This window comes from Primorskyibacter aestuariivivens (genome assembly GCF_028023675.1).
Taxonomy (GTDB): Bacteria; Pseudomonadota; Alphaproteobacteria; order Rhodobacterales; family Rhodobacteraceae; genus Marinovum; species Marinovum aestuariivivens.
In genome coordinates this window covers 71,434-95,416 of record NZ_JAQIOZ010000012.1, presented here as the reverse complement: position 1 = coordinate 95,416, position 23,983 = coordinate 71,434, and the positions used below count along the sequence as shown (strand labels likewise).

22 protein-coding genes are annotated in these 23,983 nt (G+C 59.9%); 10 read left to right on the top strand and 12 right to left on the bottom strand.

Going from position 1 to position 23,983, the window contains the following annotated elements; all coding sequences use genetic code 11:
• Nucleotides 1–9: 9 nt before the first annotated feature.
• The 5 genes from PGB28_RS13515 to PGB28_RS13495 form a co-directional block, all read right to left on the bottom strand.
• The gene (locus PGB28_RS13515) at nt 10–801 is read right to left on the bottom strand and encodes an outer membrane lipoprotein-sorting protein (RefSeq protein ID WP_271422044.1); all 792 of its coding nucleotides are present in this window, start codon (nt 799–801) and stop codon (nt 10–12) included.
• An 88-nt stretch (nt 802–889) separates the two neighbouring features.
• Nucleotides 890–2,272, bottom strand: a complete 1,383-nt coding sequence (locus PGB28_RS13510) for an ABC transporter permease (RefSeq protein ID WP_271422043.1) — start codon at nt 2,270–2,272, stop codon at nt 890–892.
• 5 nt (nt 2,273–2,277) lie between these two features.
• A complete protein-coding gene (locus tag PGB28_RS13505) occupies nt 2,278–3,024 on the bottom strand; it encodes an ABC transporter ATP-binding protein (RefSeq protein ID WP_271422042.1) in 747 nt (248 codons plus the stop codon).
• A gap of 231 nt (nt 3,025–3,255) precedes the next feature.
• Nucleotides 3,256–3,771 (bottom strand): anthrone oxygenase family protein, encoded by a 516-nt coding sequence (locus tag PGB28_RS13500; RefSeq protein ID WP_271422041.1) that lies wholly within the window; start codon nt 3,769–3,771, stop codon nt 3,256–3,258.
• A 241-nt stretch (nt 3,772–4,012) separates the two neighbouring features.
• Nucleotides 4,013–4,774, bottom strand: coding sequence for a response regulator transcription factor (locus PGB28_RS13495; RefSeq protein ID WP_271422040.1), 762 nt, complete (start codon nt 4,772–4,774; stop codon nt 4,013–4,015).
• A 203-nt stretch (nt 4,775–4,977) separates the two neighbouring features.
• Between PGB28_RS13495 and PGB28_RS13490 the strand changes: the two genes are divergently transcribed.
• A complete protein-coding gene (locus PGB28_RS13490; protein WP_271422039.1) occupies nt 4,978–5,601 on the top strand; it encodes a UbiX family flavin prenyltransferase in 624 nt (207 codons plus the stop codon).
• The gene (locus PGB28_RS13485; protein WP_271422038.1) at nt 5,598–6,320 is read left to right on the top strand and encodes a 4'-phosphopantetheinyl transferase family protein; all 723 of its coding nucleotides are present in this window, start codon (nt 5,598–5,600) and stop codon (nt 6,318–6,320) included. The genes PGB28_RS13490 and PGB28_RS13485 overlap by 4 nt, the downstream gene beginning before the upstream one ends.
• Before the next feature lie 64 nt (nt 6,321–6,384).
• On the opposite strand, the gene PGB28_RS13480 is transcribed toward PGB28_RS13485, so the two are convergent.
• Genes PGB28_RS13480 through PGB28_RS13460 form a run of 5 tightly spaced genes read right to left on the bottom strand, consistent with a single transcriptional unit; the run spans nt 6,385 to nt 11,195 of the window.
• Nucleotides 6,385–7,536: an MFS transporter gene (locus PGB28_RS13480; RefSeq protein WP_271422037.1), complete on the bottom strand. Its 1,152-nt coding sequence runs from the start codon at nt 7,534–7,536 to the stop codon at nt 6,385–6,387.
• Complete coding sequence (locus tag PGB28_RS13475; protein ID WP_271422036.1) at nt 7,533–8,837, bottom strand: protoporphyrinogen/coproporphyrinogen oxidase; 1,305 nt, start codon at nt 8,835–8,837, stop codon at nt 7,533–7,535. Before PGB28_RS13475 ends, PGB28_RS13480 begins: the two co-directional genes overlap by 4 nt.
• The gene (locus tag PGB28_RS13470) at nt 8,837–9,721 is read right to left on the bottom strand and encodes an AfsA-related hotdog domain-containing protein (RefSeq protein WP_271422035.1); all 885 of its coding nucleotides are present in this window, start codon (nt 9,719–9,721) and stop codon (nt 8,837–8,839) included. The genes PGB28_RS13475 and PGB28_RS13470 overlap by 1 nt, the downstream gene beginning before the upstream one ends.
• Nucleotides 9,718–10,530: a tryptophan synthase subunit alpha gene (gene trpA / locus PGB28_RS13465; RefSeq protein WP_271422034.1), complete on the bottom strand. Its 813-nt coding sequence runs from the start codon at nt 10,528–10,530 to the stop codon at nt 9,718–9,720. The genes PGB28_RS13470 and trpA overlap by 4 nt, the downstream gene beginning before the upstream one ends.
• Nucleotides 10,530–11,195, bottom strand: a complete 666-nt coding sequence (locus PGB28_RS13460) for a phosphoribosylanthranilate isomerase (RefSeq protein WP_271422033.1) — start codon at nt 11,193–11,195, stop codon at nt 10,530–10,532. Before PGB28_RS13460 ends, trpA begins: the two co-directional genes overlap by 1 nt.
• 381 nt (nt 11,196–11,576) lie before the next feature.
• Between PGB28_RS13460 and PGB28_RS13455 the strand changes: the two genes are divergently transcribed.
• The 3 genes from PGB28_RS13455 to PGB28_RS13445 all read left to right on the top strand — a co-directional run bounded on the left by PGB28_RS13455 (nt 11,577) and on the right by PGB28_RS13445 (nt 16,374).
• Nucleotides 11,577–12,476, top strand: a complete 900-nt coding sequence (locus tag PGB28_RS13455; protein ID WP_271422032.1) for an outer membrane lipoprotein-sorting protein — start codon at nt 11,577–11,579, stop codon at nt 12,474–12,476.
• Nucleotides 12,477–12,554: 78 nt separating this feature from the next.
• Nucleotides 12,555–15,002: an efflux RND transporter permease subunit gene (locus PGB28_RS13450; RefSeq protein ID WP_271422031.1), complete on the top strand. Its 2,448-nt coding sequence runs from the start codon at nt 12,555–12,557 to the stop codon at nt 15,000–15,002.
• Complete coding sequence (locus tag PGB28_RS13445) at nt 14,989–16,374, top strand: UbiD family decarboxylase (protein WP_271422030.1); 1,386 nt, start codon at nt 14,989–14,991, stop codon at nt 16,372–16,374. The genes PGB28_RS13450 and PGB28_RS13445 overlap by 14 nt, the downstream gene beginning before the upstream one ends.
• Here PGB28_RS13445 and PGB28_RS13440 read toward each other — a convergent pair.
• Nucleotides 16,371–17,708 carry a lytic murein transglycosylase gene (locus PGB28_RS13440; protein WP_271422029.1) on the bottom strand — a complete coding sequence of 446 codons (1,338 nt, stop codon included), beginning with the start codon at nt 17,706–17,708 and terminating at the stop codon, nt 16,371–16,373. The two genes, PGB28_RS13445 and PGB28_RS13440, sit on opposite strands and share 4 nt — an antisense overlap.
• A 25-nt stretch (nt 17,709–17,733) precedes the next feature.
• Nucleotides 17,734–18,555, bottom strand: a complete 822-nt coding sequence (locus PGB28_RS13435) for an ABC transporter permease (protein WP_271422028.1) — start codon at nt 18,553–18,555, stop codon at nt 17,734–17,736.
• 121 nt (nt 18,556–18,676) lie between these two features.
• Here PGB28_RS13435 and cysQ point away from each other — a divergent pair, with 121 nt between their 5' ends.
• The 5 genes from cysQ to PGB28_RS13410 all read left to right on the top strand — a co-directional run bounded on the left by cysQ (nt 18,677) and on the right by PGB28_RS13410 (nt 23,951).
• Nucleotides 18,677–19,489: a 3'(2'),5'-bisphosphate nucleotidase CysQ gene (gene cysQ, locus PGB28_RS13430; protein WP_408636258.1), complete on the top strand. Its 813-nt coding sequence runs from the start codon at nt 18,677–18,679 to the stop codon at nt 19,487–19,489.
• Between the two features lie 3 nt (nt 19,490–19,492).
• Nucleotides 19,493–20,728, top strand: a complete 1,236-nt coding sequence (locus PGB28_RS13425; RefSeq protein ID WP_271422027.1) for a glycosyltransferase family 2 protein — start codon at nt 19,493–19,495, stop codon at nt 20,726–20,728.
• A 130-nt stretch (nt 20,729–20,858) separates the two neighbouring features.
• A complete protein-coding gene (gene galU, locus PGB28_RS13420) occupies nt 20,859–21,752 on the top strand; it encodes a UTP--glucose-1-phosphate uridylyltransferase GalU (protein WP_271422026.1) in 894 nt (297 codons plus the stop codon).
• An 11-nt stretch (nt 21,753–21,763) separates the two neighbouring features.
• Nucleotides 21,764–22,753 (top strand): UDP-glucose 4-epimerase GalE, encoded by a 990-nt coding sequence (galE, locus tag PGB28_RS13415; protein ID WP_271422025.1) that lies wholly within the window; start codon nt 21,764–21,766, stop codon nt 22,751–22,753.
• A gap of 55 nt (nt 22,754–22,808) precedes the next feature.
• The gene (locus PGB28_RS13410) at nt 22,809–23,951 is read left to right on the top strand and encodes a glycosyltransferase family 4 protein (protein WP_271422024.1); all 1,143 of its coding nucleotides are present in this window, start codon (nt 22,809–22,811) and stop codon (nt 23,949–23,951) included.
• Nucleotides 23,952–23,983 lie beyond the last annotated feature (32 nt).

Sequence of the window (23,983 nt, the reverse complement as noted above, 5' to 3'; positions counted from 1 at the left end):
CTGGTCCGGTCATGCCTTGAAATTCGGCAGCCATTCCTTGTTGAACCAGGATTGCGGAATGTCCTTGGCGCGGTAATTGCCCATCTGCATCACGGTGACCTTGTTCGGGTCAAAGCCGTCGGCGATGACGATCTCGGTCGGGCGCGATGCACCCATCTGATTGCGCGCTTTGCGATACCAGGCCACTTTGATGAGCTTGCCGGAATTGGTGTAATACTTGCCCTTGACCGGCTGGCTCGACGCCTGATCCACCCAGAACTCGACCGAACTGTAGGGGGCGGATTTCGCCGCCTGGGTCAGTTGCAGCTTGTGGCAGTCGCGGGTCTTCTTTTCACCGTCGACAATGGCTTCTGTCCCGGCCAGCTTGGCGCGGTAGTCGCCCACAAGGTTGGAACTGACCACGTCGCCATTCGATGCGTTGCCCAACAGGCGCTGGCGGGGCGAGATGCGGACCGATGCCTTGGAGGCCGGATCATAGAGCCACAGGATATTGCCGTTGCGCAGCAGGATCTTGCCCCGGTCCGCCGAGGGCGCATTGATATGCACCAGCGTGTTGAACTGGCCACCCGTGGGGCGGGAATAGGTGGTAACCGAGGTCTGTTCCCGGACCTTGCCACGGACATAGTTGGTCAGCTTCACATACACCGCGAACGAGGTCTGAGGGTTGCGAATGGCATCGGCCTGTTTCAGCACGGTCCCGGCGCTTGCGGCGGCCTCGGCGGGCAGCCCGAAGGAGGTCAGCCCGGCAAGCGTCATGCCACCAAACATCATCTGGGCGAATTCACGACGATCGAGTTCCATGGTCTTTCCTTTCGAATTAGCAGTTTGTCTTGGTTGGGTTGGAAGGAGCGGCCCCGGGGCAGAACCCGGGACCGGGGGGTAGGCCGGATCAGGCCCGTTGGAGGCTTTCGACGATATTCAGCCGAGCGGCCTTGAAGGTGGGCAGGACAGCCGCCGCAAAGGCGATGGCGATCAGCGTACCGACGACAGCGGCGGCAAAGATCGGGTTGTCCAGCACCATCAATTGAACGGTCAGCGGTGTGGCATTGGACGGCGGGGTCCATTGCAGACCAGCAGCATTCACCATGTTCGACACGATGATCGCACCGCCCAGCGCCACAGCTGCCCCGATCACACCGATCAGCGTGCTTTCGGTCAGGAACAGCGCCCGGACAAAGCCCTTGCGGAAACCCAGGGCCCGGATGGTGCCGATCTCTTTGACGCGCTCCACGATGGTCATCGATATGGTGTTCACGATGGTAAAGACGATCACGATGGACAGCACGATGGCGACCACGACAAAGATAAAGCTGAACATCCCGAAGATACGGTCAAAGGTGGGGTCAACCTCGGTCAGGTGATAGACCGACAGGTCCAGACCAGCGCCGTTCAGAACCTCGACCACGCGGGTCTTGACCGCATCGACCATGGCCGGATCCACGACCTGCAGCATCAGCGCGGTGGCTTCCTGGCTGTCACCATACAGAAGGCTGCGGGCCTGCTCGAAGTGCATCATGACAAAGCTGTTGTCGATGGCGCGCACCGATTGGGCCTGTGCCGCTTCGATCCCGACGCGGGCAATGTTAGGCACACCCGCGGATGTGGCCGCCATGACGTTGAGCTGGGGCTTGGACGCACCCGCGCCCTGATCGCCCAAACCGCCCTCTTCTTCGACCAGAGCCGAGAAGTCCTGTTCCTCGCCGGTCAGATCTTCCTCAACAATCGGCGCGTCCTGACAGTTCGGCACGGCCAGAGCTTCACACATGCCCATCATGCGGGCCATCCCAAGTCCGACGATCACGCTGTCCGACCCACCAGCGGCAAGCCCTGTCACGGTGCCGGTCTGGCCGATGCTCCAGCCGTCCCAACCGCGCATCTGGTCCACTTCGGAGGGAACGATGCCGGTGCCGATAAACGTCTTGGAGTTTCCGGTTTCGGCATTGCCCGCCACACCGGCAAGGTCGATGCGCGGCGTGATGACAGAGAGATTTTCAGCAAGCATGGCGTCAGCCGCCAACAGGGCCGCCACCTGATCCCAGTTCTGGATGGTATAGGCGTCCGGATTGGCCGCGCCAAATTCAAGATAGCCGTTGCGGTAGATCTGCAGGTTGCCCTGTTCCTGGATCATCGAGGTCTGAACCCCGTACCAGATCGAGGTCACAAAGCCCCCGAACAGCAGCGCGGCAAGCCCGCCAATGCCAATGGCCAGCGCGGTTGTGATCGACCGCCGGGCGTTTTTGATGATGTTGCGCAATGCGATTTTCCAAATCATGTCCGTTACTCCTTGGCGGTCTGGCCGTCGATGATGTGAATGACCGAGCTGTCAGGCGTGATCAGGTCGGTGTCGTGGGTACAGATCACGACGGACGTGTTCAGTTCGGTGCGCACGCGATCCATCAGGTCGACGATCTCGCGCGATGTTTTGGTGTCGAGGTTGGCGGTGGGTTCGTCCGCTATCACCAGGCTGGGTTCACTCACCAATGCGCGAGCAATGGCAACACGCTGGCGCTGACCACCGGAAATCTCGCCGGGCCGACGGTCCACGAATTCGGACAGGCCCACGGCATCAAGATACTCCATGGCCCGGTCTTTGCGGGCGGCGGCGCTCATCTTGCGGTTCAGGAGCGGAAACTCGACATTCTCGCGCACGCTCAGCACCGGGATCAGGTTGAAGCCCTGGAAAACGAACCCGATATGCTGTGCGCGGAAGTCCGCAGCGGCGCGGTCCGACAGTCGGGTCACGTCTTCGCCCAGAATGGTCAATTGCCCGCCCGTCGGGCGATCCAGCAGCCCCAGAAGGTTCAGCAGCGTGGATTTGCCGCTGCCAGACGGACCTTTGATAAAGGTGGTGTCAGCCCGCTCGATCTGGCCCGAGACACCGCGCAGCGCCGGAACTTCGATCCGGTCCATGCGATAGGTTTTCGACAGGTTCTCAAAACTGACCGCTGGCTCTGCTGCAGCGCTCAGGATGGGACCCGCGGTTTGGTCGTATGCGAACGACTGGGGATCATTCAATGTGTTCACTCTTCCGGTCCTTGTATTTGGTGTGTTTCGCTTGCCACCAATTTACGAACCCAAAGGCGATTCACTCAAACAACAAAGAATGGTATTTCAACGCCGCAAGAATACAGATCATGAGACCTGTGCAGTTTAATATGACATAGTTTTCAGTCTCATTCACATTCGTGCCACAAAATCAAAAAGAAAAAGCGCCGGATCTCACCGGCGCTTTCATCGTTCTGCCTCTTGGGGAGGTTATGCGACGGCTGGTTCCAGGCGCCGCACGTTGTGCATGGCAGTTCCGGCCAGCCCCAGCCCGATCAATGCCATGATGGCGCGCGTGGTGTTCCAGAACGTCCAGTCCCGGCTGTAGTCGGTCCAGACCGCTGTGGCCTCGGCCAGACTGAGCTTGCCCGGGTCCAATGCCTCAATCGCATGATTCAAAGGAACATTAATATTCACAGTGGGCAGGAAAGACCCCGCAAAGTAAACCGCCGCCGCCGCAACAAGGAAGGACGCCGACATTTGCTGCCCTCTGAAATAGAGGGCCGCAGCGCACAAAAGCGCCGCGATGGGGGTGAAGACGAACGTCACAAGAAAGAGCCCGTTCCGCGTCCCCCGGTTCAGCTCTTGCATCGCGCGGATTGCGTCCGTTTCGGGCAGGTTGTTCAACCCCTGCATAACAGAGACCGAGTAAGCGTAGAAAAATCCGCCAATGGCGCCAAACAGCACCAATGGTATCAGCACAAGTAGATAATTGGCTCGGGGCATAACAGAGTCGCCTTTCACAGCTTGGAAGAGACGACTCCAATATAACTCTATTCCGAAATCAAAAGAATAGCGCCGGAAATATCAGCACAAAACTCTGCAAATGGAGGTTACTTGTCGAAATATGATTGAATGTGACAATTCATGACGCAGGACACGCAAAAACGTGACAGAGCACAGACACTCTGTCACGTTAATACCGTTTAGAGGGAAAGGCTTCTGAATTCTAAGCTTTGACGTGCAGTCAGACGCCGCTCAGCTGATTGACATGACCCACCAGCGAATAGCCCCGCCCACGTACCGTGCGGATGAAATCGACGCTGGCACCCGCTTCCTTGATCTTTGTCCGCAAGCGGTAGATCAGAGCGTCGATGCTGCGGGTATAGATCACAGCAGTGCCATGCACCTCACCCAAAAGATCGTCGCGGTTCAGAATCTCGCCGGGGCGCTGGGCCAGCGCTGCCATAAGTTCAAATTCCATCGACGTCGTTTCCAGCTTGACGCCATTCACCAGAATCCGGGCCCGTTGGGTCTCGATCTGAAGCGTGTCACCCTCAAGCGTGATTTCACAACTCAACCCGGATTTTACCGCACCCGACTCGGCGTTCTCCGACGGGGCACCGGACGATGCGGATGATTTTTCGGCCGGCTTCGTTCTTCTTAAGATTGTGTTGATCCGAGCCACGAGTTCACGCGGCTCGAAAGGTTTCTTGACGTAGTCATCCGCGCCCGTTTCCAGCCCGACAACCATGTCGGTCAATTCGGTCCGTGCCGTCAGAATGATGATCGGCACGTCTTTATATGCTGAACTGGAATAGCGGATCTTGCTGCACATCTGCAGCCCGTTCACCTCGGGCAGCATGACATCTAACAGAACGAGATCATAAGTTTTTTCTTCAAGGGCCGCGAAACCAGCGCTTGGGCTGTGAACCGCGTGCAACTCAATACTATAGCTCTTGAGGACATCGTGCATCAACTCGGCAAGCTCGACGTCATCATCAATCAACAGGACGTTTATCATAACCGTCTACTCATCTTTTCCCACAAAATAACACATGCTTGTTATCCGTCTCCCATTTACCCTTGGCCTCGTTACGTCGCACTCGGAGCACAACCTCAGCATGAAAGATTCCCCAAGGTAAAGCCCAAACCTCTCCCTAAAGGAGATCGGATACACTGTCCACAATTTATAGGAACACCGCAAACGTCATGACTTATTCTCTCTCAAATCGCGGCGGAGTGCCGCAGTTCAGCCGCCCCCGCTTAATTGTTGGGCTTTCCGGCGCCTCGGGCATGCCATATGCGCTTCGCTTGCTGGAAGTTTTGCAGGGGCTGTCGGTTGAGACCCATCTGATTGTCACCAAGGCCGCCGTTCAGACACTGGCCGTTGAAACGGAAAACGGATTCGACATGGCCCGATCGCTGGCCGACCGCGTGCATTCCAATGCCGATATCGGTGCTGGAATAGCCTCTGGCTCTTTCCCGGTGCACGGCATGATCATTGCGCCCTGCAGCGTGAAGACTTTGGCAGAGATCGCGAATGGCATCGGCAGCAGCCTTTTGAGCCGCGCAGCCGATGTCACGCTAAAGGAACGTCGCCCCCTTGTTTTGGGCGTGCGTGAGACCCCCCTGCATCTGGGGCACCTGCGCAATATGACGGCTGTCACCGAGATGGGCGGCATCGTTGCCCCGCCCATGCCTGCCTTTTACACCCAGGGCCAAACGCTCGACGATCTGGTCAACCATCAGGTCCAACGCTGGCTTGATGCTCTGGGCATTCATACCGCGCTCGCGCCCCGCTGGGCGGATGCGAGTGAACGCCAGAACGCATGAGCTTCCTGCCGCATTTCGGGTTGGTTCAGCGTTCGGGCGGCTTTTTGTCCGCCCCTGACCTCCGGGGTTTCGGGCAAGGCGCGCGCCTGACGGCCAGTTTCAACCCGGACCGGTTCCATCCCGATCTGTTCAAAGCGCTGAACCTCCAGGCACCAAATCGGATGGACAGCTGGACAACGTCCCGGCAAGCCGAGTTCTTGGCGGGACGACTGCTGGCGGCCATCGGACAAGGTGCTCTTGGGCTCTCCTCTGGGCAGGTTCTCGTCGGTCCGGACCGTGCCCCGCGATGGCCACGCTCTGTGACCGGATCAATCAGCCATGCCAACAGGCACTGCGCCTGCATCGTTCTGCCACGGGGCAACGGCAATCCCGGAATAGATGTCGAGACGGTGGCGTTAGAGAGCAAGCTTAAGGCCCTACAGGCCAAAGCGATGACGGTTGGCGAGCGCGCGCGGCTGACATCCGCTCCGGACCCAGCGCTGTTTTCGACATTGATCTTTTCGGCCAAGGAGACCCTGTTCAAGGCGCTTTACCCGACGGTTCAACGGTTTTTCGGCTTCCACTGCGCAGAGCTGGCTTCCGCCCCCGGCACAGCCCATCTGACGTTGGCCCTGACAGAAATGCTGCATCCCGACCTGCCGCGCGGCCTGTGTTTTGACGTGGCATACGAGGTGAAGGACGAAACCGTTCTCACATGGATGGTCCACGAAACCGGATGATCCGGTCACCAGATACATGGCATGGATGCGACCCGGCCCGAAGTATCAGGCCGGGTCTCGTTCCTCAGGCGGCGTTTTCGATGATCCACTTGCGCCAGGGACCAAGCCGGTCGCGTTTGATCCACAAGAACACGGCGAGACCAAGTCCGAATGCCATCGTCAGGAATGGCGGACCCGGCGCAACCCCGCCAAAGGCAAGTGCGAGCGCAAAGGCCGACACCTGTCCGGCGTAGAGCGCCGAAGCGATCAGCCCGGCCATGGCGTGTTGTGTCCCCGGCTGTGCAGCCCCGAGAACGCGCTGCACGAGGAGCGGCAACAAAGCGCCAAACCCCGCGCCGATCAGCCCGGCCGCCAGCAACAGCGCTGGGACATTCTGCGACAGCCCGACCTGGATCAACCCGATCAGAAGCGCCGCAATCGCGCCCGTCTGGATCACCGATGTCGGAGCCGCGGCCTTGAGCACAGCGCTTTGCCACGACATCAGCCCGCCAATCAACGTGGCCGCCGCTATGGTCAATCCAGCCAATGCCGGAATGTCAGCAAGCGGGGTCATGAAAGGTGCCTGAACGGGGACCAGGTAGAACGCCATCATCGCCAGCGCCAGCGTCGCAAGTGGCACGCGCACCGCCTGGATATCTACCGTCGCCTTGGGCAGTTGCACCGGCATGGGCCATTGCAGGCGCAACGCCTGCCAGGCCACGGGCAACGCGAGCAGGTACAGAAGGAACGGCATGCGCCAACCCCATTGCGCAAGCAGCCCCCCGGCGAGGGCAAAGACAACACCGCCAAGGGTGTTGAACGCCGATTGCCGGTCAATTGTCTCGCCACGCTCCCGTCCATCGAACAGCGCCGGAATGGCGGCCGTTGCAAAGCAAAGCACAGCCGCGGTTGCAATGCCCAGCCCGATCCGGCTGATCAGCAGCCAGCCATGCCCATTGGCAAAGCCGCCAAGCAACCCGAAACCGGCCAAGGCGCATAGTGCCATGGCAAAGCCCAGTCTCTGGTCAACGCGCCCCGTCTGGCGTCCGATCCATGGACCCAGCCCCATGATCACGACCGCAGGCAGAATGAGCGCGACGCGCCCCCAAATCCCGCTACCGCCAGCGCCGGACAATGCGTCGTCAATCGCCGGAATGGCCGCGGCAATCGCTGCGCCGCTCATCACGGCGCAGGCCCCCGCGGCCCAGATCACGGCCTTATGATCGGTCCGGATCATGCCGCGACCGCTTTGGCGCGCGCGCTGTCCATCAACCGTGCAACCGCCAGATCCGCCGAGGTGAGGCAACCTTCCATCGTATGCCCTTCAAGGTAGTCACCGGCAATTTCCAACCCCTGAATGGTGTCGACCGCCCGCAGCATGTCCCGCTTGACGGCGGTGAAATGCGGTGCATATCCACAGATCCCGCCGGTGTGGCGCGCGATATGTACCTCCAGCCGCTTGGCATTGATCGGCAGGCGCTTGGAAAAGGTCTGTTCCGCGATCCCCACCAGCTCCTCATCCGGGGCATCGAGAATATCCCGCGCTTTCTTGCCCGACAGCGTGTAGCGCACGTGATGGGGCGAATGCAGCCGGTTGGCCGAACAATGGCCCAGCGGCGCGTCCGGTTCGAACATGATGGAATGGACACCATCGCGGAAAACCGGCGCATCATAGACGACATTGATCATCGCCAGCGGGAAGTAGCGCAACTGATCAAAAGCCACGCGGCCATAGGCGGGCAAATCGACCAGCTGCCGCAGGATATGCGCGGGAACGGCCGATATCACGCGGTCGGTCGGGATCATTTCTGTCCCTTTCTGGTCTTCGACAACCAGCCCGGAGACATGCCCGCCAGAAGTCTGGATGCGGCGCACCCGCGACCCGAAACGGATGGTTTTCCCCTTGGCAAGCTTGTCATGGAATTGCCCGATGCCACCGGCGACGGCGTGATGCGATCCTTTGCCGAAGCCGGACGCAAACAGCATCATCAGCGACGGATAAAGCTCGGATGGCTCTGCCCCGCCCATGATGATCGAGAACAGCCGCAAGGGGCCGTCATTGAGCTTCGGGGTGAAATGCTTGTCGATGGTGGCATGGTCCCAGCGACGCTCCACCTCTTCGATCAAGCCCGAGCTGTAATTCAGCCGATCCGCGTTTTTCCGGGCGTAGGTCAGGAAATTGCGGAATTGCAGCGCGCCCACCGGCCCAAGCGCCGTCGCGAGCCGCAGATCACCGGTCAACGTCTTGGATTTCTCAAGCGCCACGAGCTTGTCATTCAGAACGATGTGAAACCCGGGATGCTGGTCCTCGAACTCGGTGATCCCGAATTCATCCAGCAACGCGTTGAACCGGGGCCACGCGCTTGAAAAGTTCTTGCCGCCGATTTCAAAGGCATGCGCGCCTTGCCGGATACAGGCGGCACGGCCACCGACATAGTCGCCGACTTCGTGAATGATGCTGGGAATGCCGCGTTGGGAAAGGAAATGCGCGGCACCAAGACCGGATATCCCGGCCCCGATAATGTGAACAGGCTCCATCAGGTGTTTTCTCCTTGGGCAGATTGGGGGGCAGATTGGACAGGTTTGCGTTTTCGGGTTTCAAGCCGGGCGGTCTGGATGCTGCATTTGGCGACCGGGCGTTGCGCGGCATAGAGCCAGGCGCTGCGCGACAGGCGACCGCGCCCGATTGAGGCAAATTCACGTGCGCCACGCAGGAATACGCCATCGGACAGGTCCGACATAGGCGCGGTCATCTCGATCGACACGCCGGTCAGGATATCGCGCATGCGCTTGTCCCCGTCCTGGGTCGCATTCAGATAGCGCTGCACCTGCATGAAGGCTTCGAGAAGGTAGAGCGGGTGCACTGTCTGCGTCGTGTCCGCAAAAAGGCAGGCGTCCGAAATCGGCAGAAGCCGCGCCTCGATCTGTTCATCACTGAACTGGGGTGTTGTGATCAGAACATTCTCAGGCCGCAGTTTGTTCAGCGGCGCACCCGGACAGGGCGGCAGCGCACGAGCCAGATCGACCTTTTCCAGTTTCGGCCTGCGGAACAAGCCGAGTTGGCGGGTCAGAACAACTTCAATCCTGGCGCAGAGCTTGCCGTTCTGGGTCAGGGTGACCCAACATTGGCGGCGTCCGTGGCGTTCCTCGCTACAGGTGTCCAGAAGGATCGGTTCGTCGAAAAACGCATACCGGATGAACTCGGCATGAACCGCGCTCACATAGCAGGGCTCTTGCGCACAGTTCTGCGCCGCCTGCACCGCCCCTTCGAGCAGAAGCAGACCCGGCACGTGATCCAACGGATGATCAAAGAAAAACGGATGCTGCTGGTCCACGATCAGCCGGGCAATGCCGGGACGGTCCTCGACCGAATAGCTCAGCACCGAATTTCGCGTGTCCATGCGACGGTCAAGGGCGCTCATTTCTTTGTCTCCTCGTTCAGTTCGGCGATAAAGGCCGCGGCCTCTTCCACGGGGTCGAGCCCCGCATCGAGCGCCTGTTCGACAACACCGGACACAGCGCTTCCGACGATGGCAATGTCGCATCCCGCGCTGAACGCGCGGCCGACATCACCGGGCGTTTTCAAACCGAACCCAAGCGCGACCGGCAAAGCGCTATGGGCGCGCAGCGCGTCGATCTGACAGGTCAGGTCGGCGGGGTTCACCGCCCCACCGGAACGGCCATAGGTCGACACGAGGTAGATAAAGGCCGAGGCACGGGCCAGAACCTGCTGGCGTTTTTCGGGAACGGCATTGGAATAGATCGTCCCCACCACAGGCAGCCCCGCGATCAGAGACGCACTGTAGAACCGTTCGGTCAGCGCCGGGGGCAAGCCATGCGGCAACACACCGGCAAAACCGGCATGCGACGCCATGCGGAACAATTTCTCAAACCCGAACGGCCGCAGCGTATGACTGCTATCTGCCAGCAGGATGATCCTGATGTCATTGGTGAACTCGGCGGCCATGCGGATCACCGCATCTGGCCCGGCCTCGTCCTGCAAGGCGCGCTTATGCGCGTTGATCAGGGTCTGACCGTCGGTGAAGGCATTTTTGAAGGGAATGCACAATTCGACCATGCCAACACCCAGCCGGACGCATTCGCGCAGCAGTTCCCGGGTTGCATCAAGGGTGGGATCGCCCGCCATGATCAGCGGACAAAGCGTGGGGGGAAGAAGCCTGCCGGGTGAAAGCACCGGACGGGCAGCAATACAGTCGGAAATCTGGTTCATCAGGCAGCCTGGATCAAATTGGAGGGAGAGGAAGCAAGCACGAGCATGCGCGCGGCCTTGCGGTGAATCGCGCCGCCATTCAGGCGGGCGGCGGAATCGACATCGACGGCTTCGAAGCGGTCTTCATCGGCAAGCTCGCAAATGCGCGATGCGGTCAATCCGCCCGCCAGCCAGATCCGCGCGCCTGTCAGCGCATCGCACCAGCGATCGGCCTGTTGCGCGCAAAGGCTGACCCCGGAGGACCCGATGGACTGGCGCCCGCCGAACCGGTCAATCAGAAAGACGTCACAGCCGGCATCACGATAAGGATCAATCATCCGCTCAAGCGGACAGTTTCCACTATCGTCAACATGCAGGGTCTTGATCACGGTGACCCCCTTGTCCTTGAGAAAGGCAATGTCACCGGGTGGGTTGAAGCCGTGCAACTGCACATAACGCACCTTTGTCTCACGCAGCAGCGCCCACAAATCCCGCACCGGACGTTTTACGGCAACCGCGACAGGCGAAACGAAACGGCAGCGTTCCGCAAGGCGCATGAAATGTGCATCGTTCAGATTGCGCGGGTGTCCGGCAATCCCTGTCCAGAGCCCCGCGTAGCGCGCGCCTTCCTGGTCCAGGATGCCCAATTCATGATCATTGGTGATCCCGCAGATTTTTAAATCCATTTTCAGTTCTCCGAGGTCTGGAATTTGAAATCCATGTACTGGAAACGACGATAGGCACTTACTACGTCACGTTGTGTTTAATATTCTTCTGACTTGTTTTTTCGGATCACACAGCGCCATATGGCTGAATATTTCACGACCTTGAAAAAAATTTTCCCGCCAAGGCACTGGAAAAAATTAACTTTTCCTTAAAGCGAGCTCAATGCGAAGAATGCTCACGCCGCCAAGCGGGCCACACTTCGCCACAATCAAAAACATTCCGTGAGAAATGCTTAAATAAAGAAACCAAACGCCGTTTTGTTTTCAGGCAGATTCCGAGCACCTTGGCGGAGGAATGAAAAATAACTGTTCCATCGCCAATCTGAACGGAGAATAACCACAATGTTTGACAGGAATCGCAAATCGCTTTTCGCACTTGCAACTGCCGCCTGCGCACTGGTCGCAGGGATGGCTCAGGCCGAAGGCGCCAAGCCCCTGGTGGAAAAGGCGACCCCCACATCGCCCACCATGACCAACTGCCACGAGGTCATGAAAGCGGTGCAAAACCGCTATAACGGATATGACAGCTGGCGCATCGTGCACATGACCATTCACGATGAAACCGGTGCCATCAAAACCCGCCGCATCGCCGCCGCGCACAAGAATGACGGCATCAATCGCAAACTGCGCTCGGTGGTTATGGACCCCTCCGAGCTTGCCAATATCCAGTCTTTCGTGCGTGACAGCTTTGTCGAAGCCCTGCCCGACAAGGTCTGGCTCAAGCTGCCCTCCGCCGAAAATGTCATCGACGTGAAATCCGAAGACCTGAGCCAGCGTCTCTACGGCTCGGACCTGGCCGTGGGCGAAATGCTGATCCGCCAAGCAGACGATTATGACTGCAAGTTGCTGGGCACCGGCGAATTCCGCGGCTACCCGGTCTACAAGCTCTATGTGAACCCGCGTACCGAAGACGAGGTCATCCGCCTTGGCCTGCGCGATGGGGAGCTTTGGGCCGACACCGAAACCTTCATGCCGATCTATTCCAGCTTCAATGCCGATGCGCCGAACGAACAGCGTGTTCTGGAAACGCTGGACCTGCGTTGGGTCGATGGTGTGTTTGCCCCCGAAAAATACCGGGTCTCGACCATCAAGGAAGGTCGGGTCGTGTCCTATTCGGATTTCCACACCGAGGGCGAAAGCTTCAACATCGGGCTGAATGACGAATGGTTCACGCTTGAGGATCTGTCCAACGCGGACAGCGGCTTCAAGGATTTCCGCAGCGATCGCATCGTCCAGAACTGATCACAGGAGGACGCGGCGCATAGCCCGTGCCGCGTCCCGCCCCCCCTGCCATTCACAGATCTTTCAGGAGCCTGTTCCATGAACCCGCTTTCCCTTGTCGAAAGCCTGATGACGCGATTTCTTCAGACGGTGTACACGCACCGGATCAAGTCGGTCATCGTGCTGCTCGCCGCCATTTTCGCCCTTGTGGCAACCCAGCTGCCCACCCTGCAAAAGGATGGCCGCGTCGAAGCTTTCATGCATGAAAGCGACCCGGCCCTTGAGACCTATTACGAGATGCGTCGTGAATTCGGCCAGGACAACCGCCTTGTCATTGCGGTGGAATCTGAAAACGTCTTTTCCACCGAGTTCCTGACCAAATTCTCGAAAATGCACCGTGAGCTGGCCGATGGCGTGCCCTACGTGTCCGAGATCTTTTCGCCCTACAACATCCCGTTCATCGAGCATGAAAACGGCGGTGTGTATCTTGAGGAACTGGTGCGCAACATGCTTGCCCGTGGCCGCGATCCGCAGGAACTGCGCGAACGCATCCTGACCACGCCGCTCTATCAGAACTTCATCATTTCCAACGACGGCAAAACCGCCGCCGTGGTGATCGAACCCTATCGCTATGCCCCTGCGGTGAATGATTGCGTGCCCGACCCGTCCAATGGCGCGACCTGTCCCGTGGTCTTTACTCCGCTCTCGGAACGTCCGCTGCTTGGTGCGCCGCAATACAGCGAAATGACGGCCGCCGCCCATGCCATCGCAGATCGCTACAAGGGCGAAGAGTTCCGCGTGCATATCGCCGGTGCGCCCGCGCTCTCGACTGAGATCGTGCGCATGATGGAAGGCGATATGCCTCGTTTCACACTGGCCTGTGTGATCCTGACCGTGCTGGCCATGCTGGCCCTGCACCGCAGCTTCCTTGTGGCCATTGGCGCGTTCCTAACCTTTGCGACCTCGATCTTTTCAACCCTTGCCACCGTGGCCGCAACCGGCACGGCGATGACCCCGCCGGTTCAGTTGCTCATTCCGATGACGCTGGTTGTGGGCTTGTGTACCTATATCCACTTCACCTCGACGCTGTTGAAATCCCGTGCATCTGAACCGAATGGCCGGACCGCGCTGGGCATTGCCGTGAAAAAGGCAAACACGCCGATCCTCTTTACCGCGCTGACAACTGCCGGTGGCCTGATCGGTCTGTCTGCGGCGCCGCTGGCCCCGATCACGGCGCTGGGTCTCTTTGGTACGGTGTCGGTTGGCCTGTCCTATATCCTTGCGATGATCTGGTCGACGCTGGTGTTCCGCACCCTGCCCGAACGCTATCTGAACAAGCAAAAGGACACGCCCGACTTTGTGACCCGTGTTCTGCACAAAGGTGCCATGGTTGCCACCAACGCTCCGCGCCGGACGCTTGTCATTGCCGGTGGTTTCGTGGCTGCCGCAGCTCTGGGTATCCTCAACCTGAGCTATTCGCACAATTCGCTGCTGTGGCTGCCCGAAGACAACAATGCGCGTCAATCCACGGAATTCATCGACGCGAATTTCCAGGGCACTGTGAACCTTGAAATGGTGATCACCCCGACCGAGGGCTACGACTTCCGCGACGAGACCATGCTCAAGACCGTCGAGGCAACTGCGCGTGGCTCCTATGACGCGGTGGACATCCCGATCGGGCGCCACACCTCTGTCATCTCGTTCATCGAGGAGACCAATCAGGCGATCCACGATGGGGACCGTGCCGAGCTGCGCATCCCGAGCCAGGAAGAGATCTGGGATCAGCTGCTGCTGCTCGAAGGTCAGGGCATCGACGACATGAAGCGTTACGTGTCGTTGGACTATTCCCAAGGCCGCGTGTCCTTTCAGACGCCGTGGCTTGAGGCCAAGCTCTACACTGACGTGATCGAGACCATCGAAACCCGGTTCGAGGCCGCCCTGGGCGACACCGCAACCGTGGAAAGCACCGGTCTGATCGCGCTTCTGGCCAAGACGTCCAAGAAGGTGCTGGATAGCATGACCATCTCCTATGCGCTTGCTTTGGCGCTGGTCACGGCGATGATGGCCATTGCGCTGCGCTCTGCCGGTCTGGGTCTGGTCTCGATGGTGCCGAACGTGGCTCCCTTTGTGGTGCTCTTGGGTGTGATGGGCTATCTGGGCATTCCGCTCGATACGTTCACCGTGCTGATCGGCGGTATCATCACCGGTCTGATCGTGGATGACACGCTGCACTTCTTCCACAGTGTCCGGACCCGTCTGGCCGATGGTGCCGAGATGGAAGATGCGATCAGCGGTGCCATCACCGATATCGGGCGCGCGGTCTTTACCACGACCGTGGTGGTCATGGCGGGCTTTGCAGTCTTCACCATGTCTTCGATGTCCAACATCCAGAGCTTTGGCCTCCTGATGGCCGCGGGTGCCGCACTGGCGCTGCTGTCGGAAGTGTTCATCGGGCCTGCCATCCTGATGGTCTATGCCCGCGCCCAAAAGGCGGTGGCCGAACGCCGTGGCGTGGCCAAAGTGGAACTGGCCGATGTTTCGGCCTGATCCCAAACAGATGGGGGTCGCGTGCGATATGCGCGCGGCCCTTGCCTCGCTCGGGGACGGATCGGACACCCCGGGCCAGTTCCTTGTGAAACAGGGCCTGACACCGGACGCGGCCTGCCATGATTTTGCCTATGCCCATGCCGGTATCCCTGCGCAACCCCGGGCCGGGTCGGAACCGGCGGTCTTGTACCAACAGGATGAAGGTCCCGATCTCCTCCTGGGGCTTTACGGCTGCGAACGCCGCCTGCGCCGCTGGATACCGGGACTGCCCCCGGGTGGCTGGTGTGAAATCGCGGATGACCTTGGCCCCATCACCACACGGCTCATGCCCTTTGCCCATGAAAGCTGGCGTGACGTTGCGCTGACACGCCTGCCCTTTCCCAAAATCACAACCCGCGATGCAGGACCCTATGTCACGATGGGCTTTGTGATGACCGGACGCACGGGCCGGAACCTCGCCATCTCGGCCCACCGGATGCTGGTGCTGGACGATACGCGGCTCGGCATTTCCATGCTCTCCAGCCGCGCATTGCGTGCACAGGCACAGGCGGCATGGGACGCGGGCCGTGACCTGCCAGTCACGATCAATATCGGAGTTCCGCCTGCCGTCGCAATCGCTTCGGCCACTCCCACCGCCCATTTGCCAGCACGGTTTGACAAGCTGACGCTGGCGGGCGCGCTCGCCGGTGCGCCCATCGACATCACCGATCACCCCGCCCCGAGTCTGGCGCAATCCGAGATCGTCCTGCACGGCCACCTGACCCGGCAAACTTGTGACGAGACGTTGGGCGATCGCCCCTTGGGTGTCACAATGCCGGAGTTCCTTGGCTATGACGGTCATGCGAGTGCGCCGTTACAGGTGATTGAGGTAACCGCCATCACGCAACGCCCCGGTGCGGTGCTGCAATCCACCTTGGGGCCGGGACGCGAACAATCTGCTATCCTTGGGCTTGGAGGCGCGTTGACTGTGGCGTTGGCGCAGCCCAAAGCTACGCCGCTGCGCGATCTACGATATGCGCCGTCTGGCGGCGGGATGCTTCTGCTCTATGCGAGCCTAGCCGCCGGGGCTTCTGGCGACTGCGATCTTGAGGCGCTCACCCGCGATATCATGCGGATCATGCCGTTCACCAAAACAGTGATCTACGTGGATGAGGATATCGACCTGTATTGTGATCAGGACGTGCTTTGGGCCATGATCACGCGCTGCACGCTGGCACGGTCCACCCATGCCATTGACGACCTGCCGCCGCTGCGCATGGACCCGTCCCAGACCGAGCCCTGGGAACAAGCGTCAGGCTGTGCACCCGGTCGTTGCTACATTGACGCAACCGTGCCCAAGGGCGTCGAAAGCAGCGCCTACCGGAGTCTCTAGCGCAGGCGCTGCAACAACCGGTGCGAGGCATGGCCATCCGGGGTCAGGCCCGCGGACCGCTGAAACCCGCGGATCGCCTTGACCGTGTTGGGACCAATCCGGCCGTCCACACCGCGCGTATTGAACCCGCGCGCGGTCAGGCGTCGTTGCAGTTCCTTGCGTTCGTCCCGCGTCAATGCCCGGTCACCCGTGGGCCAGCCGCCCTCGATAGGACCACCGCCGATCAACCGGTCTGACAAATGTCCGACGCCCAGCGCATAGGCGTCCGCCGCGTTATAGCGTTTGATCACGTCGAAATTCTTGAATACGAGAAACGCCGCGCCGCGCGATCCGGCGGGCAACAGCACATAAGCCGCGCCATAATCCGGCACAGGGCGTCCATTACGGGTCAGCACGCCAAGCTGCGCCCATTGGCTTGGCATCTTACGGTTGCTGCGCGCGACCTGCCCGTAATCAAACCCCTCGGGAAGGCGGACCTCCACCCCCCACGGCATGCCGCGTATCCAGCCGAAGCGGGACAGGTACGCGGCGGTCGAGGCCAGCGCATCGGTGGGATCATCGGACCAGATATCGCGCCGCCCGTCGCCGCGGAAATCCACGGCATAAGCCTCGTAGGACGTGGGAATGAACTGCGTATGCCCCATGGCCCCAGCCCAGCTTCCGGTCATGGCAGAGGGTGCCGTATCTCCGTTTTGCAGGATCTTCAGCGCGGCAATCAATTGCTGCTCAAAAAACCGCCCGCGCCGCCCGTCATAGGCGAGCGTGGCCAGCGCCTCGACCACATTGATCGAACCGCGATATTCGCCATAGGCGCTTTCCATGCCCCAGACCGCGACCACGACCTCGCGCGCAACGCCATAGCGATCCTCGATCTCGGCCAGCGTGTTACGGTGCTGAACCAGCATTTCCTTGCCGTTGGCGATCCGCTTGTCAGAGGCCGCGCTGGCGAGATAGTCCCAGATCGGCTTGACGAATTCCGATTGGTTGCTGTCCCGGGCGATGACATCTGCGTTGTAGCGCACATCGCGAAACGCCCGGTCAAAGACCGCTGCGCTGACGCCTTGCGCCAATGCGCGCTGCCGAAATCCCCGGCTCCAGTCACGCAACCCGGCGGTTTTGGCGGGATCGACCGGTGCCGCCGTAGGCTCGGGCCGAGAAAGGACAGCCGGGCGCACGCGTGGGCGCAGGCTTTGGACAACGGCCAGATCTGTCGGGCGGCTTTCCGTCTGGTCCGACACCGGGCGCGCGACGGGCCGCAACGACCTGTCAATTGCTGCGGCCTGTGCATCTGCAGCCAGGAGACCCGCGACAAGAATCGTGAAGACGCTCTTCATGACATGAAGCTCCGCACCGCGCGCGTCAGCTCTTGGCCGACCAACTGGCCGAGACGTGACGGCGCGTATAGAATTCACCCATCAGACCAATGGTCATCAAGGTCACCCCCAGCCAGAACGCATATTCCCAGTTCGAGTTGCGCGGGAAATAGTTGACGAAAGCATGGCCGCGCGACTGGTCAATCGCGTGGAACAGCGGGTTCCAGTCAAACATCGCCAGAAGATATCCGGGCAGCGTATTGGCCACAAACATCTTACCCGACGCAATCATGTTGGCACGTTGATAAATCGACGACGCGATGCTGATAAACGTTGGAAACCACGGTTTGAGCGACAGGAAAACCATGCCCACCGCGGCCCCCGTGAACCAGGCCAGCAACACCATGGCGAGACAACCGATGGGGTCGTGAATTTCCACCGGGGTAAAGCCCACATGATAAACAAACAGGATCAGGAACAGCGACAGGACCTGAATATACAGCGCGCTCAGCATCCCCGACAGGATCGCCACGATGGTGTTCATCGGCGCATGTTGCATCATGGGCGAGGCAGGCCCCTCTGCCCCCGTCACGGCGCTCATCGTCTTGATATGCGTCATGTAAAGGAAGATGCCCGTCATGATGTAGATCAGGAAATCCCCGCGCAGCTTCAGCCCGCGCAGGCCAAGAACGGTGAACATCACGTAAAACACGGCAACCATGATGACCGTCTGAAGCACGTTCATCAGAATCGAGATGAAGGCATTGCCATGCGTTTTGCGCACGTTCCGGACGGCCCCGTGATACACGAGTTCGGCGGTCACAAGGAGAGAGCCCAACATGGACGTTGGGCGACGCTGGACAAACATGGCAGTACTGCTCCGCCGTTTTGCAAGATTTGGCACGGAATTCTTGCTGTTCCGTTACACTCGAAGCATAACCCCCACAAAGCATGAATTCAACAAATGCCGCACCAAGGCATGCGGTGAGATGGAGCCAAAGACTTTGAACTACGAAGAATTGACCCGCGTGATCCGGAAACTGGCGCTCGAAGCCGGTGATGTGATCATGGATATTTACAATTCCGACGATTTCGACGTGAAATCCAAATCCGACGACAGCCCGGTTACCGCCGCCGATGAGGCCGCCGATGCGCTGATCTCCGCCGGTCTGCGCGCGGCCTTTCCCGATGTCACGCTGGTCACCGAAGAACAGGCCGCCTCGCATTCGGAGCGCGCAGATACGTTCCTGATCGTGGACCCGCTCGATGGAACCAAGGAATTCATCCACCGTCGCGGCGATTTCACCGTGAACATTGCCTATGTCGAAAATGGCGTGCCAACGCGCGGCGTGGTCTATGCCCCGGCCAAAGAGCGGCTGTTCTTTACCGATTCCGTGGGCAACACGGTCGAGGAAACCGGTCCATTCCTCAAGGACACGATCGGGCAAACCAAACCGCTCAAGGTCAGCCAGCCCGAGAATACAGCTCTCATGGTCGTAGCCTCCAAATCGCACCGCGATCAGGCCACGGATGACTATATTGCCAAGTACAACGTCAAGGACATGACCAGCGCTGGATCGTCGCTCAAATTCTGCCTTGTCGCGACAGGCGAGGCCGATATCTACCCGCGTCTTGGCCGCACGATGGAATGGGACACCGCTGCCGGGCACGCCGTGCTGAACGGTGCGGGCGGGCGCGTCATTCGCTTTGATGACCACACGCCGCTGGCTTATGGCAAGGATGGTTATGCCAACCCGTTCTTTATTGCCTACGCGCCGGGCGTTGACCTCAAGCCCGCATAGATCATGCGCACGGCCAGCGTTATCGTTGTCTCCAATGGACGGCCCGATGCGCTGCGCCGGTGTCTGACCGCAATTGGCCAGCTCTTCTATCCCGCCTTTGAAATCGTTGTGGTTGCCGATAGGTCCGGCACCGCAGCGTTGAAAGATTTCGACGGCGTGGATGCCATCAAGCTGGTGCCGTTTGACGAGCCGAATATCTCTGCGGCCCGCAATCTCGGGATCGAACATGCGGCAGGAGAGATTGTCGCCTTTATCGACGATGACGCCGTCCCCGAGCCGACCTGGCTTGATGAATTGGCAGGTGCATTTGACGACCCCGAGGTATCAGCGGCTGGCGGGTATGTGCGCGGCCGCAATGGCGTTTCCTGGCAATGGCGCGCGGGCACGGTCGACGACGGGGGGCGGACCCATCCGCTGCGCCTTGACCATGATACGCCGACCGTTCTGCATCCGGCGCATGGCCGGGCCATCAAGACCGAAGGCACGAACATGGCCTTTCGCCGGGATGTTCTGGCGACGATGGGCGGATTTGATCCGGCGTACCGGTTTTATCTGGACGAAAGCGATGTGAACATGCGGCTCGCGGCGCAGGGCCATGCCACAGCCATCGTGCCTCGGGCCGAGGTTCATCATGGGTTCGCGGCCAGCGCGCGGCGCCGACAGGACCGGGTGCCTCTGGACCTGTTCGAGATCGGCGCATCTCATGCCGCGTTCCTGCTGCGCCACTGCCCGGAAACTGAGCGCCCCACCTTTCGCGCCGCGTTTGCCGATGAACAGCGCAAGCGATTGCTCCGGCATATGGTTGAGGGGCGCCTGGCCCCCGGAGATGTTCGCAAGCTTCTCAAGCGCCTGTATCAGGGTTTCGATGAAGGCGTGATGCGCAGGCCCCGGAGCCTTGTGCCTCTGGCCCGTGCTGCGGATGGGTTCACGCCGTTCCCTCGCGCGGCCCCCAATGGCACGCGGCTGCATACAGGTCGCTGGCTGCATCGGGCAAATTTTCGGCGGAAAGCCGCGCAAGATGTTGCAAACGGACATGTGACGAGTGTCATGATTTTTTCCCCGACAACACTCTATGGACGCGTTGCCTTTACAAAAGACGGGTACTGGGAGCATCGCGGCGGCCAATTTGGCAAGATGGATCGCCATGATCCCACCTTCAAACCACTGACTCTTAGGCAAAAAATACGGAAAGAGGTCCGCCGCGTCGCACAAGCGCGTGGCTTCCAGCCGCAACAGTAGAAAATTGCTGGCGCATTGCAAAAATCATGCCTAAACCGCGCGGGTTGAGACACCTGTAACCATTTTTATTTTTGCGGGCATGGTGTAAACCGAGCAAAATATAAGTTTGAACCACACCGAGGCATTGTTCATGCGTAGTAAAGTCACCAAAGCTATTTTCCCCGTCGCCGGTCTGGGTACCCGTTTTCTGCCAGCGACCAAATCGGTACCCAAGGAAATCATGACTTTGGTGGATCGCCCGCTGATCCAATACGCCATCGACGAAGCGCGCGCCGCCGGTATCAAGGAATTCATCTTTGTCACATCGCGCGGCAAAGGTGCGCTTGAAGATTACTTCGATCATTCCCCCCAGCTTGAGCAAGAACTGCGCAAGAAGGGCAAAAATGACCTGCTCGATGCGCTCAAGGACACGAATATGGACAGCGGCGCAATTGCCTATATCCGCCAGCACAAGGCGCTTGGGCTCGGCCATGCCGTCTGGTGTGCGCGTCGGTTGATCGCAAACGAACCCTTTGCCGTTATCCTGCCGGACGACGTGATTGCCGCCGAAAAGCCATGCCTCCAGCAAATGGTCGAAGCCTACGAGGAAACCGGAGGCAGCATGGTTGCCGCGATGGAAGTCCCGCCTGAAAAAGCGTCGGCTTATGGCGTTCTGGACATCAAGGAGGACATGGGCAGCCTAGTGTCTGTGAAAGGCATGGTCGAAAAGCCCAAAGCCGATGAGGCGCCTTCCAATCTTGCCGTGATCGGGCGCTATATCCTGACCCCGGACGTGCTGCGCAGCCTGAACAAGATGAAGCAGGGCGCGGGCGGGGAAATCCAGTTGACCGATGCCATTGCTCAGGAAATTGAGGAAAACCGCAATGTTTACGGCTTGCGGTTCCGCGGCCAACGTTTCGATTGCGGCTCCAAGGCCGGGTTCCTGCAAGCCACGGTCGCCTTTGGCCTCAGCCGCGACGATCTCAAGGATGAGCTGCGCGCCTATCTGCATGATCTGATGGCATCGGAAAAAGCCGCGCAATAAGGCCTGATTTCATGACATCTATCCCCGTACTGGTGACAGGTGGTGCTGGCTATATCGGCTCGCATGCCTGCAAGGCACTCAAACGCGCCGGTTTTGAGCCGATAACCTATGACAATTGCTCCACGGGCTGGGAAGACGCGGTCAAGTATGGCCCCTTGGCCCGTGGCGACCTTCTGGACCGCGAGCGGTTGGATCAGGTGTTTGCCGAGTACAAGCCCGCCGCCGTCATGCACTTTGCCGCGCTCAGCCAGGTGGGCGAAGCGATGCGCGAACCGGGCCTCTACTGGCGCAACAACGTGGCCGGGTCCCTCAACCTGATCGAGGCGGCGGTCGACGCAGGATGCCTCGATTTCGTGTTTTCCTCGACCTGCGCCACCTATGGCGATCAGGACAATGTCGTTCTGGATGAAACCAGCGCGCAGATGCCGCTGAATTCCTACGGTGCCTCGAAACGTGCCATCGAAGACATGCTGCGCGATTTCGAGGCCGCGCATGGGCTGCGCTCGGTGATCTTTCGCTATTTCAACGTGGCCGGAGCCGATCCCGAGGGCGAAGTGGGCGAGTTTCACCAGCCCGAGACGCATCTTGTCCCGCTGATGCTGGACGCGATTGAGGGCAAGCGTGATGCGCTGACCATCTTTGGCACCGATTACGACACGCCGGACGGCACCTGCATCCGCGATTACGTGCATGTCTGCGATCTGGTGGATGCGCATGTGCTGGGGCTGAAATGGCTGCAAGACGGCAAGGGCAGCCGGGTCTTCAACCTTGGCACCGGCAGCGGCTTTTCCGTGCGCGAGGTGGTGGCCCATTCCCAGTCGGTCACAAACCGCGACGTGCCAATTGTTGAAGGGGAGCGCCGCCCCGGCGATTGCACGAAACTTGTTTCCGGATCGACCCGCGCCGTGCAAGAACTGGGTTGGAACCCGACACGGTCCAATCTGGAGGCGATGATCCGCGATGCCTGGCGCTGGCACCAAACAGGCCATTACGACAAATAAGCCATCTGCGCGTTGTCTGGACATCACCCGTCTGATCCGCAGGGCCGGGCGCGTCATGACCGGCGTGGACCGGGTGGAATATGCCTATCTCAGGCGATTGATTGACGACGATACACCGCTTTTCGCCTTGGCGCGAACCCGGATCGGTTATGTCTTGCTCGACCGCGATGGCGCGCGCAGCCTCTGTCAGAAGATCGCCGCGGACGATTGGGGGGCGCTGGATGCGTTGGGACGCCTTGCCCCGCATGTACCGGAGATGCGGCGACGGGCCGAAGCCGATTTGCGCCGTCATGCCATCGCGCGCTGCCTTCCCATCCGATTGCCAAAAATGCTGGCGCGCCATGTGCCGGGTGGGTGCGTCTATCTCAATACCGGACATTCCAATCTGACCAACCGCGTGATCGGCGCATGGCAGCATCTGGGCGATGCCGGGGTGGCCGTGCTCGTCCATGACACCATCCCGCTGGATCACCCGGAATATCAGCGCGCGGAAACGGCCAAGGCGTTTCGGGTATTCCTGAACCGTGTGTCACGTGCGGCGGACCTTGTGATTTACAACTCACAGCAATCGCGCCACTACGCCGAGCGGCACATGGCCCCCATGGGACGCGTCCCGGATGGGATTGTGGCCCATCTGGGGGTCGATGTGCCAATCCCGGTACCGATGGAATTGCCGTCATCCCTTCCGCCTCCTGGGCCGTTTTTCGTCTGCGTGGGCACGATTGAACCGCGCAAGAACCATGCGCTTTTGCTTGATGTGTGGGAGCGGCTTCTGGCCTCGGACGCGCCTGTTCCTCATCTTGTCATCTGCGGCGCGCGCGGTTGGGAAAACGACGCCGTGTTCCGTCGGCTCGACGAGACGGATCGCTGGAAAGGGCATGTTCACGAATGCCCTGGCCTCAGCGACGGCGCGATTGCAGCACTCTTGCAGCAATCGCGCGGGCTGTTGTTTCCAAGCATGGCCGAAGGGTTTGGCCTGCCCCCGGTCGAGGCCGCAGCCATGGGAATACCCGTGATTTGCGGCGATTTGCCGGTCTATCGGGAAATCCTGAGCGATATTCCCATTTACCTAAAGGCATCTGACCCGTATTCTTGGGCCAACAAAATAAAAGAAATAGCAGAGCAGCGCCCCCCGCAGACGGACTACCAGCCCCCTGATTGGGACAGGCATTTCAATCTTGTCTTAAACAGAGTCTGATAGGGACGCGCCTGATGTGAACGGGTTCGAGA